Origin of the sequence: Faecalibacterium sp. I3-3-89 (genome assembly GCF_023347275.1) — a bacterium.
Lineage (GTDB): Bacteria > Bacillota > Clostridia > Oscillospirales > Ruminococcaceae > Faecalibacterium > Faecalibacterium butyricigenerans.
On sequence record NZ_CP094468.1, the window covers coordinates 2,119,838 to 2,133,471 of the forward strand.

The window sequence follows — 13,634 nt, forward strand, 5'->3', positions numbered from 1 at the left end:
CACAATCTCCCATCAATCCCACCAGAAATACCAGACGGTGGACTGCCACAGGACATCTGCCAAGGAGCCAATGCTTCCATCCTCATTCTGATCCAGATCTGGGCAGAAACCATATTGCTCCACAGCCACCTCCATAGCTCTTTCCTTGGAGATCGGAGTTGGAAGTTCAAACTCCAATTCATCGTGGCTCATGGCGGCAGGGATGGCACCATGTTGCTCGAACCAATATTTCGCCACTGCCATCAGGTCCGGTGTGTCGGGACACTCATTCCAATTTCCAAAGGGCAGGTAGGCGAAGATCTCCCAGGGGTTCTTTACCGGAATTTTAGCCAGAATGAGCGGATATGTCATTCCGGTATCATCGTTCCAATAGTTTGCGAAGCGGTCGTTGGGTTCTCCGCCCTCCATCTCGCCCAGGACTTCCTCCTCCCAGTCCAGATCATCGTCCTCGGCTTCTTCCTTGCGCTGGCCGGTCAATTCCTCCAAAATCGCCTTTCCGTCCTTAACAGGAGCGGAGAGCATCTTCTTCCGGTACTCCTCTACCGTTTTGAGGTCAAATTCATAGCAGTCCGCATCATGCTCCGGGTCGGCGTTCATTACCAGACATTCCAACAGCGTTTCATCATCCGCCTGGATAAGTACGGGAACAAAGCCCTCCCGTACCCCCAGCCGCTGGGCGTAGCTGTATGCCGACATGATGGGGTCATCATCTGCCATGGATGGGAAATAGGTACACTCGCAGTCCAGATACTCCATGATGGCATGAGCCACTTCGGAAGGCTCCAGCGTGTCCTCGTCGAAGTCCTGTCCCTGCCAGTTTTCAAAGCGTTCCTCAATCACTTGAGCCATGGTCTGATAGTATTTCTCATCAAATGGGATGAATAAGTATGCCTCCTGTTGAAATTCATTGGAGTGGTATCGGGACGGACCAAAATATTTCAGGGCATAGTCATCAATGTCGGCAGGATAGTAGGGACTGTCGCCCTCTCCGTAGTAATAGCCTGCAAAGGCACGGCCTTGCTGATTGAACAGCACAGAGAACAGACAGCCGTCCAGCTCATCCCGGATAAACTCCCGCAGATCCACGCTGGCAGGGTCGGCTTTGACCTGTTTGGCCACTTCGCTGTATTCTTTCAGGAAGTCCTCGCCCATCAGGTCGTGCTCCATGCACCAGCGCAAGTAGATGGCCATGTGGTTATAAGCATTGATGGGGTCAATAGGCAGTTCCTTCTCCTCAATGCTCTCAAGGTGATAGGAAGCGTCGTCCATCTCACCGTCAAAATTATCATTGGAAAGGGTGCCACGGGTGATCGCATTCTGACGAGTGGGGTTTACAACAAAACTGATCCCCCTCATCTTGTTCAGCAGAGCGTCTACATCATGTTCCAGTTTATAGTCCAACTCGTCCTCATAAAGCGGAATGACCTGATAGAAGTTGACCTCCTCGCCGCCCGGCAGGGTGCAGACCTCGCCGCCCTCCTCTGTACTTTGGGGGCCGGTGAGAATGGCGGCACACAGCTTCGTATTTTCCGCAAAGTTCTCCTTGTTATCCATGGTATGTCCAAAGCCCAGCCAGGTATCGCTGGCAATGGGAAGGCGGGCCAAGGATTTCAGCAGGCGGATGGGCCAGTACCACTTTTCGTCTTTCATGGACTCCTGATCCAGCTTCCAGTCCGCAGGCAGGGCAATGGCCAGCTCCGCCCGCTCCAGCTTATATTCCGCCAGTTCCTCCGGCACATTCATCCGGTGAGCGCCCATGCCCATGGTGACCAGGGTGCAGTAGTCCCGCTCCTCAGAGGGCGGCACAACGCAGATGTCCACATGAATGTCGGGGGAAACCAGCTCATGGAACACATTCTCAAACTCGCCAAAGGTGTTTTTGATGTGCTGCTCTATCGCAGACATCTCATCCTCCGAATAAACCTCCGGCTCGCTGTTTTTTCTTGAGGACCAGAAGGCATCCGCCTTCGTGCCGTCCGGGTTCAGGAAAATCTGAAAATACTGATCGTCTCCCGGCTGTTGATAGACAAGACCAATGCGTCGCAGCTGATCCACAAACACACCTGTTAGAATGCCCTCTGGTTCTCCTTCAGGGGTGTGGGTCAGCCATTCACCGCTGTCCAGCCGTTCCTTGAGCTGCCGCAGCCAGTCGGTTCCCATCTTGGAGAGTCCAGCTTCGTTCATACGGAAGGAAAGCTCCACAAGATGTTCCTTCACCGGGTATTGGAATTCACAGCAGGGGGAATTTTTCTTATAGCTATACCGCTCTGGGTGGAACAGTTCATAAAATTCGGCAAGTCCCGCTTCGTCCACCCGAATGCAGGCTATGGCGCATTGTTTATCATCCGCATTCTCGTCCAGTCCCCGCTGGAGCGTTTGGTCAGCATCGGGATTGATCCAATGATATTCCATCTGTTCCAGGGTAGCTCCGGCTTTGATCTCTTTTTTTAAGGTCAGGAACTCATAATCTCCCGGTTCCAGTTTTAATCCTTGCTTGACGGCATCCAGCGCACCGGATTTATCGCCAAAATGCGCCCGTAGCTTGCCCAGATGGAGCCAGATCCAGGGGTAGTCCGGCTCCTCCAGAGCGCCCCGCTCCGCATATTCCAGTGCTTCTTCCAGCCTGCCGCAATACATCAACGCCACAGAATACCGGTAGTACCAGGTAGCGCAGCCCGTGGCGTTTTTCTCCGAATCCTTCATCCATTCCGCAGCGCGGTAGTAGTGGATGTAATCGTCCAGGTTAAGGCAGGCAAAGGCATACCAGAGGGCAATCTGTAAATCCTGGTGAGCCTGTTTTTCGCTGAATCGTCCTTCTTCTACGCCGCTTTTGATAAAATTCTCCAGCCAGTCGAGCATTTTCCCAAAGTAAGCGGCAGTTCCTTCGTCAAAGGACTCCAGTATTTCAATATCCTCTGTCGAAAGCAGGGAGCCAGTTTCCTCATGAATATCAGGCTCCGGTTCTTTCTCGTCCAGTAGCGGCACACCGCCCACATCCCGCCGAAATGCGTGGAAGTGAGCATAGGGCAGGTCGCTTCCCTCAAAGAATGCCTGTGCCGCTGTTAGTACAGCGGGCAGATCCCAGGCGATAAAATCCAGATACCCACAATACAGACCAGTGGCCCCACCCAGGAAGGTCACGGCTTCCTCTCCTGCATCCCGTAGGATGGCATCCCGCAGGTTATCCCGGAAATCCAGAATAGCTTTCACTCGTTCCTCACCGGTAAAACCGGACAGCGGGTACAGGAGGAATCCAGCGGCAATGCCATCCTTGTGGTACTCATCCACCATATCACTGCGGGCAGTCAGGTAGTCGTTGATGAGCACCGGCAGGCGGCAGCTTCCAGTATAAACATCCAGCCGCCAGTCAGCCTCCGGGTCCTCCACCGGTTCCAGTTCATAGGCAAGATAACTGTTTTCCAAGTAGTCGCTGCCATCCCGCCAGAGAGAAAGCCCCATGCTTTGCAGCAACTCCGGCAGTTCGGAAAGCAGCTTGGCCGGTTCGTCTTTCGGTTGAGCATAAACATCAAACCCAGCAACAAAGGCGATAGCGGAAACTTCTCCGATGGTTTGATCCACCAGCATAGAGAGTGCCCACCAGACCTTGTCTGTGTCCTCTTTCAAGATCGGCGTCAGCTTTTCACAGTAAAGGACCAGACTTACCTGATGATCCTCTGTTTCCTCTGCCCACATCTGCACATCATCAGCCCGAACTTCGATCTCTCCAGCCCGCAGCTCGAACCCCTCACAGGGCTGGCGGCCTACCCAGATATTCCAATGCTCAAGCACCGATTCTGGGGCCTGCTTCTGGAAGTACACCAACGGGAACAGGCGGGAGCGAAGGCCCTCTGGACTGAGGATCAATTCATACTTTTCGCCATTGAAGCCCAGCTCAAAAGAAGTATCACGCAGGGCCGTTTTGAGCGCATTCCCGCATTTTTCAACCAGTTCTTCGCCGCGCTGGTGCGTTTCGTCCGTATCTATGATTTGACGCAGTTCTGCCTCAATCTGAGAAAAGGCTGCCCATCCTTCCTGCGTCCTTTCACGGAAGTTCTTTTCAAAACGGGGCAGGGACAAACGACGGCGGCAATCGTCTATGTACTCCTGGGTATCTTTGTCTCCGGGGCGGGCTTTCAGGGCCTTTTCAAAGTAACGCAGGGCGGGACCTTCCTCATCCAGAAAATAATAAGCGGAAGCGATCCGATAATTCCAGCAGTGATCTTCGGCAAAATGCTCCTCATGGGGAGCCAGAAGTTCCAGCGCCTTTTCAAAAGGCTCCCGTTCTCCTATATGTGCAACGGCAATATATGCCTTGGCCAGCTCACTGTCCAGTTCCGGGGTGCGCTCCTCGGCAGGAATCGCTTCCAGGGTGTCGATTACCTTCTGCGCTTCATCCTGTTCAAACCATTGCTGGCATTGTTTCAATAAATCCATATCATAATCTCCTTTTCCATCTTCGGTAGGGATAGGTTTCACTAATAAGCAGAGCTTGTAATTTCAAAGCTAAAATTCATATCTGCATTTATGGTGACTTCTTCATTTGTGGCTGGTTGTATCACAAACTCAAATGTAGGTTCATAGTCCCCATCCTGCAAGGTTTCTCCACCCAAAATCTCGATATGATACCAGCCATTTGCAAGCTCAATCATCGGCTTCTTATGCACTCTATAGTAAGAAATCAGATCTTTCACCTTTTCAGGCGTAAACTGCTCCAATATTGGCCATGTAAAAAGCATCAGCATATTATGATCTACTTTGAGGGAATAGCCACTTTTTCTAAGCTGCAATCGGTTTCTTTCTTTGCACAGCTCCGGTCTATCACCAGAGAGATTGAACAATATGGTATAGGGATAGTTTTCAATACCGGCCATTGGGATTACAATTCCTTCGTCAAATACCCTGTCGCCGCTTTCGTTTGTGGTAAACTCCATCGCTAAATCATCTGAAAGATGATTTGCCTGCTTCCAGTCCTCCAGCAACAAAATGTCACCAAGGAGAAAATAATTAACAAGATCGTTTAATACTTCCGTAAACCTATATATCATCCATTATGCCTCCCTTACAATCCTGTCCGCTGCCAGCCGTTCAGCCGCTCCTGCACCGCGTCAATCATCCAACCCTCGCCCACGCGCTTCATGAGAAAGCGGCGGTCAAAGCTGGTATTTTTCTCTCTGGTGTAGATGTAGAGCTTATTCTTAGTGATCTGCTCCGCGTCAAGGAATTCTTCCCCGTTGTAGGTGCCCTGGGCGCTGTATGAGAGGGCCAGAGGCCGATAGCCCAGACGGGGCTTTTCGCTCACATACTTCTCCCAGATCGCCAGCAGGCGGGGCACAGCCTCGGCATCTTCAAACCCAACCTGCTCCATGTACTGCTCCCATTCTGTCATTTCGGCAAAGAAAGCGGACAACACACTGCGGCATTCCGACGCTGCCTGCTCATCCAGCTGGACGGGCTTTTTGGCCTTTTCCCGCTGGAGCTGGGAGAAGTGTTCCATCTGCTCCTTGGTAAATTGCACATGGGCCACCGGCTTGATGTAGTTGTTGCCGGCGACAGCCAGTAGTCCATCATAAGTAACAGCAGTGTGGTCGATCCAGATATGAGAGAGCTTGGGGATGGAGGCTGCCTGGAGCAGACCGGCATCATCCAGCCCAGTGTGGTCAAGGGTCAGCAGGTCCAGCTTACAGCCTTGCAGGGCGGACAGGCCGCTGCCGTCGATCCCGGCGTTCCCGGTCAGCAGCAGGATGCGCAGCTTGGGCATGGCGGAAAAAACGGGGAAACAGGCGTCGGTAAGGGTGCCGTTTTCCACGCCGAAGTTGACCATGCTTTTATGCCCGGCAAAGGGGGCCAGCAGTTCATCCGTCACCGGATACCCTTTCACATGGAAGCCCACTAGGGTGTAACCGGCCAACCGCTCCACGATCTCTGCGGTCAGCTTCGGAATATCAAATTTCTTTTCTCCATCTAAAGTTAGGACACCGTTTTCCCAATCCGCTGTTCGTGTCCGTTTTGGCCATTCCATAGTTTACTCCTTACTCTTGCGCTCTATCTATTACCATTCTCCACCCGGATGTCTGCACCCGGATAACGGGACGGAAAAAGTCATAGTCATTGTGAATCTCGTTATCCTCCCGAACCTCCGGTTTACAGTGAGGGGGAACAGGGCAGAAAGCCAAGCAAAGGCCCCAACCCGCCGCAGATATTGCAGCCTCCGTCGCCACCGCAGGTGGTCAATGTTTTTCCGTCTACAAGTTCCTGCTGATAAGGGTCGTAGGCAATAGACAGGCCAAAGAAGTTGGGCTGCTCCATGTCGTATGGCTTACTCTGATCCTCCGGGCCTTCAAAGTGGTGCAGTTTCATCTTGCGGTCCAGCCCATCCCCCCAGGGAAACAGGGTACGGCATCCGCCCCCGCACAGATAGGCCCACTCATCCGGCGTGGGAAGGGTGGCTGTCAAATCCCACAACAGGTATCGCCGAAACTCTGGGTAGGTCATGGGATGGCACAGCCACGCCTGCCAGCTATCGCCATTGCGCTTAAAGCGGACCGTTTGGTTGATTTCAACGCTTCGGCCATCCTTGCTGTCCAACTTCTGCAAGTTCTCCAGCCAATCGGGGCGGGCGGTGATGCGGGGATCGTTCATGGGTACGCTTTCCCAGCCGATCTCCTCCAGTTTTCTGCCTACGAACATGGGGCCGATGGTCACCTGGCGTACTGGGGTCATGCTCTGCCTGAGAAATTCCTCCGCAGAGCCCTCATATTCGATTTCCGCAAAAATATCCGCCAGTTCCTCTTGGTTGGCCTTGTCCATTCCTTGGACAAAGCTCTCCCAGCCAAGAATCACGGTATCGCCTGGGACAAAGACAAACTCCCGGCCACCTTTTTCAAATAGGCCGGTGGTGCAGCTTTGTCCCCAGCGGGAAAAGGCGTATAGTTCCTTGAATGTCAAATGATAACGAGTCGCCAGCGTCTGCATCAGCCAGAGCTTATCGGACAGTTTCAATGTATCAAATTGTGGTCGAAATAAATTCTCGTTCATAACAAGACCTCTTTCAATTTGCTCCGGCAGACTGTGATTCCTTTTCCACAAGGCGAACCGCCTCCGTCAACAGCTTGGGGAGCTGATTCCTTTCTACTGTTTCATACTGCTGGACTGGATGCGTCCAATCAAAATTTTGAATGATAGAAATGATGTATCTGTCCTGATACCAGCCCATATCCAGCAGAAAGCCGTTCGGATATTCCACTTGCAGCATATCTTCTTTTTGTGTGATATCCAGAAAGATGATCTTTCCAGTGCCAAAATCCATTCTGGACCAGCTTTGCACAGCAAAATTCCTCCTCACGATTCTCCGAAATGCTCCAGATATAACTCTCGCACGGAATGGGGGCCTACAAGAGTCTTTTTCTGTCGGCCATCCCAGGAATATACATGAATTTTGCCACCATCCCCAATGTACCGCTGTTCCTCAAAGGGTGCGGGAAAGGGGAAGCTTTCTACGATGCTCCAGTCAATCTTGGGCTTCAGCCCATCAAACTCCTCGCGCTTGAGCCTTTTGAAATTGAACACCAAGGCCGCTCCAATTCCATCGAAAAGCAAATCTGTGTATTCTCTGGGGGTAATATTCTCGCTCACATTGGCAGCTTTGATGTCCACATTCAGAACCTTGTCGCCGCAGTTTGTCCATATTTTATTGGGAGAGAACCAGGTAGTCCGATCCTTGCCGCCTGCAAAGTCCTCGCGGAAATAGCTTCTGTTTGCGCTGTCCATCTCAACCCCTTCCCGAAGCAAGCCGTTGTATGGGGAAAGCGGAAAATATCGGTGTTTTGCCGGGTCAAACTGGTCAAACGAAATGTTCAACAGATACCCATGCTTCTCACTGCGCATAAGCTTGTGTGGCTTCACAATGTTTTCTTCGATGAAACTCCAAATGTACTCGTCCACATGAATAGATACACGAGGGCGACTGAATAATGTGATCTTGTAGTGATCCTCTCTGTCCATTCTCTCCGTATTGAACCAAATACGATAAATTTTAACCATAGTTATCCCCTCGCGTAATTTCTGCCAACGACACTTCTGTTTCCGCCTAAAAAAGTAGTTCACCGAAAAACAGTCTAAGAACCACGGCAGATAATGTTTCAAGCTGTGGCTTGCTGAGAGGCGTGTAGTGAAGGACGATTTCTCCATACAACTCCGTATTGATGTGGTGTTCTTCCAGATACCGCAGAACCTTTCGGTTGTTCCGCACGATATTTAGACGAAAACTGGTATTATCAAGGGCATATTCAAAACAGTCCGGGTCAATCAACTGGCCATTGGCTGGATCATTTATTTCCAAGCGGAGTGCGTCCGCGCCGGTCTTGCGGGAGAGTGTAAAGTAACCATCCTCCCATTCAAAGAACAGGCAGGACAGCCCTTTATCATTGTCCAGCTCCCAAGTCATTCTTTTTGAAAATAATTCCATCATTTTACCTCAGACTGCGTTCCAGTCGCACAACATTTCATTCTGCGTGACCCGGCGCAGCTCGTCCCGTACCTCCATTAGAGCAAAGCCCAGCAGGTTTTGTCCCCGCCACTTTATGGGGTCCCGGGCCTCCGGGGAGCTGGCTGCGAGACGAATGCCCCAGATGTTATCATAAGGGCTGGCTTCCACCAGCACGCTGTCTCCGGTGGAGAGGAGAAAATCCCGCAGGTCGCGGTTCTGACTGAATTTGCACCAGTTGCCATTCAATACAATGGCGTATTTGAACTTGTCCCATACCTTCTGGTCAAACCCCCGCACCTTGCGGCCCAGGGCCTTGATCTGTTTCGGGTCGCTGCATTTCAAAATTTGCTCCCGAATCTCCTGATCGCCGAACAGTTCCGCCTTGCCTGCCATCATATACTGCTCCATACAAAGATAGGTATTGGTAACGGACCAGAAATCCTCCATCCACCACTGGCTGAGACAGCTTTTTGTCAGCTGGCCGTCCTCGGCAGGCTGATGGCCCCAGAACAGACACAGTTCCCGCTTTCTCCCCATGGAAAATTCCTGCTGGAGCCACTGGCGAGTGTACTTAGGGCTTCCTTCCGGCTGCCACGCATTCACCCAGAAATCCCCATGTTCCAGCACTTCGCTGCTATCTTCGTCATCCCACCAGCCCTTCCAGGTTACCGGCTCGGGAAAGAGGGTGCGGTATTCTGTCCGCTCATCCGGGGAGAGGGTGTCCAGCCAATCGCCAAATCGGTATATGTAATCCTCCCCATAGCCCATGCGCCAGCCAATAGAGTATCGCTCGATTTCCCGGTGGGCCAGCCAAGGGGGAGGCATGATTTTCTTTTTCTGTAATGCCATATCGTTTCACCTCACAACATTTCTGCCTCAATTCCGCACCGTTCCAGAACCGGCAGCACCTGTTCCGGCTTGGAGGACATGAGGGTAATGTGTTTGAGATTGGGGAACTGGCGCAGCTCCGCCTCGGTAATGGTGTTGAGATCAAAGGCTCCGTCCTCGCCATCCCAGAAGGGACAGAGCTGGGTATAGATCTCGCTGCCGCCATCCATCTCGATCTCCGTCACCTCCGGGGCCAGCCGCGCCGGGACCGGGTATTTCTCCAGCCACTTCCGAATCTCTGGGATGGGTTCATACCCTTCTGCGTCAATGTCGATTTTGCGGCGGCTATACTCTCTGGCAAACTTATGGGCATCCAGTTTAGGAGCCAGTAAGCCTTTCTCGTACATCAGGACTTCCATGACCGCCAGCTTGAAGTTGAAGCTGGTAAAGGTGAGCACTGGCTCAGTCGGCTTGGATAACTTGTATTTCTGCGCTTTCGCCGTCTTTTTCTCTGGCTCTTTCCAACTGATTTGCACCATGGCGGAGAGGGCCTCCAGCTGCTTTCTGCGCTCTGCCTGCTCCTCTGGAACGGGACCCGGCAAGCGGGTATAAACGGTAAAGCCGCCTAATTTGAGGGTATGGGCAAAGCCAGCGAAATCCTTCCATTTGGCTTCCCGATAATCTTTGGAGCCGATCCAAACTGCCCCGTCAAATGGCTGCCGGACCGCATACTCTCCCTGCTCAGCTACCCGGACGCCAATGGTTTTGATGGTCTGTTCATCTTCATCCAACCAGCCCTGGAGTCCAAGCTCGTCCCACAAAGCAAGGGCCTGGGTATAGGGACTCTCCTGGCCTGTGATGGGGCTTTTCCGTGTTCCATTTTGCAGGACGATGCGGGCTGGCCCCAGCTTTTCCGCCAGCTGCGAAAGGGTAAACGGCGGCGTAAATACCGACCCCAGAATGGTCAGGCTGTCTTTTTTGAGCACGATTTTTCGCTCTGTGGCCTTGGGCGGTAGGAAGATGGGCAGATTCGGGTACATTTCTTTGTACTCCCGCCATTCCAGCTTTTTGGGCTTGTTTGCCGTCCGCAGGAAGCCCCAGAAGTCGATGGGATAACGAAATACCGGCCCAACCCTATCCCGCCGGGTGACGATGACCACTGTGCCATCGGTGAGTATTCCAATGTGCTGCATTTTCTCCCCGCCGAACATTCCCGGACGGATACGCAGCACTTCACGGGTGTTCCTATTGATGAGCTGGGCAAAGTCATCGGAAAGAATCTCGCCGTTTCCCTGCACCAGCAGCCAGTCCCCGGTAAACCAGCGTAGTTTCAGCCCCTCGCCCATTCCGGGCAGGGAGGCGATGCGGCACCGCCCGGTGTCCATGTCCAGTTCCAGCAGGCATTCTTCCATCCGCCCCTTGCCACTGACTGCGTGGATCATGGTAATGCGGCCTGTGCCGGGAACGGGAACGGCCTCGGAGAGATGGTCGTATCCATCCAGAGAGAAGGTGTGTTTTGTTACCTTGCCGTTTTCCCAGCGGTAAATCTGCCCCTTGTACCACTCGTTGGAAAAGTAGACCCGGCCCAGACCGTCTGTCGTAATGCCGCAATGGTATTTGGTGCTCCATCCATCTTCCGGCAGAGTCCAGTTTTTCACATCCTGGCAGGCGCCCCGGTCTGTCAGTTCAATCCGTGTAGCGTTGGTGGGATCACCCACCCAGAGGGAATGGTCAGCCCAGCACAGGGTCTGGGGTGGACCGTCATATCCAATGGGGGACGGTTCGGCCCAGTTAAGCGTGGCTGGATTCTTGCTCAGTAATGCCCGGCCAATCGTCCCGCTGCCAGCGGCCCTTGATGCAGCATATAGTTCATGTTCCGGGGAATAGGTAAGGCACCCAAGGTGCGGCAAACTGTGGGCGCGGGTCACCTGGGGTGGACGCTGGCGCAGATCGGCCACACAGCCGTTTTTCCATTCTTCTGCATCCTGGTTTTTCCATTCGCCCGCCGCAAAATCACCCGCCAGGGAGTTGAAGAAATAATCGTACTCATCCTGAAGTATGTATTCCTCGCAGGGCATCAGCTTCCCAGGGTCCTGCTCCTTGGCATGGTCGCCCCATTTTCGCCCTTGCTGTTTCATCAGGTGGCAATATTGCCCCTGCTTTTTGCAGTAGCGTTCCCATTCGTTGCGTTCTTCTTCTGGGATCAAGGCAAACAGATACTCGTCCTCATCGTCCAGGTTATACAACGCCCAGCCGAAGGCAGAGAGTTCCTGCCCCAAGGCCGCCGCTCCTTTTTCATGGGGCAATTTCATATATTGGATGCCGATAGCGTCAAAGCGTTCATCCAGCAGCGCCGGGACCTGTGCGCCCCATTTCCCTCGAAGTTCCGCCAGAGTGTCCTGTACGGCTCCGTCAAATTTTAGAATGTCCAGCGCATCGGATATGATTTGTGCCCAGTCTGGCATGAAAGTACCCCCTTTTTAGTGCCTCAAAGTTTGCTGCTCAGCCGCTTGACTGGCGCAGACATTACATCTGGAAAATGCTTACACAGAATCTCTGTGAATAAGGTCATTGCAAGAAACGGCTTGAGATTACCTGCTGCAATCTCAAAATATTGAGAATAGCCCCAATCCAACTCATCTTCTCCGCACCAAAAGTTGAGAAGTTCTGCCCCCAGATCCATCCGCTGACTGGATAGGGATTTCCATGGAATCTGTGACCGCAGATACTCCTGAACCTCTCTGAGCTGTTCTGCGGCAATGCGCTGATGGGCATAATCCCACACATTCTTGAAATAGGTATCCAGTTCTACATAGCCAGAAAAGAGGATGCCGCAATCAATCTTGGAAAATATCTCCATCATACAAAGGATGCGCCGCCGGTGAAAAGCCTCCATTTCCCGTTCCAAGGCCTCAGCCTGAATCATTTCGTGTTTCTCTATACAGGCATAAGCTTCATTTTCTGGTATCTGGAACGCTTCATCTACTTTTTTGGCTATGGTAAACATCTGGATTTCATCGGCATTCTTGCGCTTGCGTAGGTCATTCCAACTGCCTCGCTCCCATTTATCCTCTTTTGAATAACAAGCAGAGCATATCGCCTGTGCCGGGTCAATTTCTCTCGTCAAACAGTAAGGACAAAGAATTTTCGCATTCTCACACAATCTGATCGGCTCCTTTATATTATTCCATGTCCGCTTCTATTTCTTCCGCTTCCGACAAGCCATATACATCCGTTGGCGTATCCCCTGAAAACTCAACCATAAGTCCAAATGGCTCCCCCACAGGAAGGGTACAAATCTCAAAGTGCAGGCCCCATTCTGTCTCATCATAAAACAGAAATTGCGGCTGCTCGGCGGGAATCTCCGTTTCAGGGAATGGAGCGCGCTGCAATCCAAACTTCTCAGGGCTTTTACCAATCTGCGCCTGAATCTCATGCTCCGCTTTTGAAAGATACTCCCGCCAGTTTTGAAGCACAGAACGGATAAAATCCAGGTTTGCCGACCGGAGTTCAGATGTGTTCAAAATAATGGAAAACAGGATCTCTGTGTCTGCGATTCTTCCAGTCCAGCAGTGGATGGTCCCTGGTCCTTTCTGAAAGGTCAGTGCTCCCAATCCCAAATCGGAATGTTCAAAAAACTGTTCCATATCATTCTTGCCCCAATCCCCAGGTTACAGCGACAGCCATGTGGTCAAAACACTAATTTCCTCCCACAGCAATGCGGATTTCCCAGCGGCGGCAAAGGCTTTTTGGACACCGCCATAGCGCCGCTCGGAGCGATCCGCCAGCTGGAGCGCGGCTGCCTCCAGATTGGGAATCGCCATCACAGCATCTGCCAGCGCCTTGGCGGAGAGTTTATCCGCAATCAGAGAGGCGGCAAAGTAGCGCAGATAGCTGTGAGAGAGGGCGGACAGATCGCTGAGTTTATGCAGCTCATAGAGTTTCAGGGCATAAAGAGCTGGAAGCCTATCCAATTCCGGAAGAACCTGAACAACGGGGAGCGACTGGAGATAGAGTTTCTGAAGCCGGGTCGCCGGAGTCAGGAAAGGGGTGAGATCTTCCGTTTTCCGCATTTCCTCCAAATGGAGATAGGTAATGCTGGTGAGAAGTGGGGTGATGTCGCCATTCTTTTCCCCACGCAGGTGGAGAACACGCAGGCTGGGGAGAGAAACATTGTCCCAGGAAACAGGGGCCGACAGCCATAGGGACAGTGTACGAAGCTGCTTTAGCTCGGAGAGAACTTCTACACCCTCACATTTTTCCATTAGGGTCAGTTCCTCCAGATTGGGATAATCTCGCAGGAAGGACAGATTCACCTTCC

Annotated in this window: 12 protein-coding genes; all 12 read right to left on the reverse strand. The window is 52.3% G+C overall.

Annotated elements, in window-relative coordinates:
- Window positions 1-12: 12 nt before the first annotated feature.
- On the reverse strand, window positions 13-4,434 hold the full coding sequence (locus MTP38_RS10280; RefSeq protein WP_249233504.1) for a suppressor of fused domain protein: 4,422 nt from the start codon (window positions 4,432-4,434) through the stop codon (window positions 13-15).
- A 41-nt stretch (window positions 4,435-4,475) separates the two neighbouring features.
- Window positions 4,476-5,045 (reverse strand): hypothetical protein, encoded by a 570-nt coding sequence (locus tag MTP38_RS10285; protein WP_097777486.1) that lies wholly within the window; start codon window positions 5,043-5,045, stop codon window positions 4,476-4,478.
- 14 nt (window positions 5,046-5,059) lie between these two features.
- On the reverse strand, window positions 5,060-6,019 hold the full coding sequence (locus MTP38_RS10290) for an NTF2 fold immunity protein (protein ID WP_156072612.1): 960 nt from the start codon (window positions 6,017-6,019) through the stop codon (window positions 5,060-5,062).
- A gap of 122 nt (window positions 6,020-6,141) precedes the next feature.
- Complete coding sequence (locus MTP38_RS10295) at window positions 6,142-7,035, reverse strand: hypothetical protein (RefSeq protein ID WP_442900523.1); 894 nt, start codon at window positions 7,033-7,035, stop codon at window positions 6,142-6,144.
- Between the two features lie 13 nt (window positions 7,036-7,048).
- A complete protein-coding gene (locus tag MTP38_RS10300; RefSeq protein ID WP_243140404.1) occupies window positions 7,049-7,324 on the reverse strand; it encodes a hypothetical protein in 276 nt (91 codons plus the stop codon).
- A gap of 14 nt (window positions 7,325-7,338) precedes the next feature.
- The gene (locus tag MTP38_RS10305; protein ID WP_249233505.1) at window positions 7,339-8,040 is read right to left on the reverse strand and encodes a hypothetical protein; all 702 of its coding nucleotides are present in this window, start codon (window positions 8,038-8,040) and stop codon (window positions 7,339-7,341) included.
- A 46-nt stretch (window positions 8,041-8,086) separates the two neighbouring features.
- A complete protein-coding gene (locus MTP38_RS10310) occupies window positions 8,087-8,467 on the reverse strand; it encodes a hypothetical protein (RefSeq protein WP_156072604.1) in 381 nt (126 codons plus the stop codon).
- 6 nt (window positions 8,468-8,473) lie between these two features.
- Window positions 8,474-9,334 (reverse strand): NADAR family protein, encoded by an 861-nt coding sequence (locus MTP38_RS10315; RefSeq protein ID WP_249233506.1) that lies wholly within the window; start codon window positions 9,332-9,334, stop codon window positions 8,474-8,476.
- A gap of 11 nt (window positions 9,335-9,345) precedes the next feature.
- Window positions 9,346-11,778, reverse strand: a complete 2,433-nt coding sequence (locus tag MTP38_RS10320) for a DUF6892 domain-containing protein (protein ID WP_156072598.1) — start codon at window positions 11,776-11,778, stop codon at window positions 9,346-9,348.
- Window positions 11,779-11,801: 23 nt separating this feature from the next.
- Window positions 11,802-12,476: a hypothetical protein gene (locus tag MTP38_RS10325; protein WP_243140403.1), complete on the reverse strand. Its 675-nt coding sequence runs from the start codon at window positions 12,474-12,476 to the stop codon at window positions 11,802-11,804.
- Window positions 12,477-12,495: 19 nt separating this feature from the next.
- Complete coding sequence (locus tag MTP38_RS10330; protein ID WP_025543807.1) at window positions 12,496-12,960, reverse strand: hypothetical protein; 465 nt, start codon at window positions 12,958-12,960, stop codon at window positions 12,496-12,498.
- A gap of 24 nt (window positions 12,961-12,984) precedes the next feature.
- Window positions 12,985-13,629 carry a hypothetical protein gene (locus MTP38_RS10335; RefSeq protein WP_249233507.1) on the reverse strand — a complete coding sequence of 215 codons (645 nt, stop codon included), beginning with the start codon at window positions 13,627-13,629 and terminating at the stop codon, window positions 12,985-12,987.
- Window positions 13,630-13,634: the final 5 nt, after the last annotated feature.

Coding starts and splice junctions, on each gene's coding strand:
- MTP38_RS10285 (WP_097777486.1), bottom strand. CDS start 5,045: ATGATATATAGGTTTACGGAAGTATTAAACGATCTTGTTAATTATTTT.
- MTP38_RS10295 (WP_442900523.1), bottom strand. CDS start 7,035: ATGAACGAGAATTTATTTCGACCACAATTTGATACATTGAAACTGTCC.
- MTP38_RS10305 (WP_249233505.1), bottom strand. CDS start 8,040: ATGGTTAAAATTTATCGTATTTGGTTCAATACGGAGAGAATGGACAGA.
- MTP38_RS10330 (WP_025543807.1), bottom strand. CDS start 12,960: ATGGAACAGTTTTTTGAACATTCCGATTTGGGATTGGGAGCACTGACC.
- MTP38_RS10290 (WP_156072612.1), bottom strand. CDS start 6,019: ATGGAATGGCCAAAACGGACACGAACAGCGGATTGGGAAAACGGTGTC.
- MTP38_RS10315 (WP_249233506.1), bottom strand. CDS start 9,334: ATGGCATTACAGAAAAAGAAAATCATGCCTCCCCCTTGGCTGGCCCAC.
- MTP38_RS10320 (WP_156072598.1), bottom strand. CDS start 11,778: ATGCCAGACTGGGCACAAATCATATCCGATGCGCTGGACATTCTAAAA.
- MTP38_RS10280 (WP_249233504.1), bottom strand. CDS start 4,434: ATGGATTTATTGAAACAATGCCAGCAATGGTTTGAACAGGATGAAGCG.
- MTP38_RS10310 (WP_156072604.1), bottom strand. CDS start 8,467: ATGATGGAATTATTTTCAAAAAGAATGACTTGGGAGCTGGACAATGAT.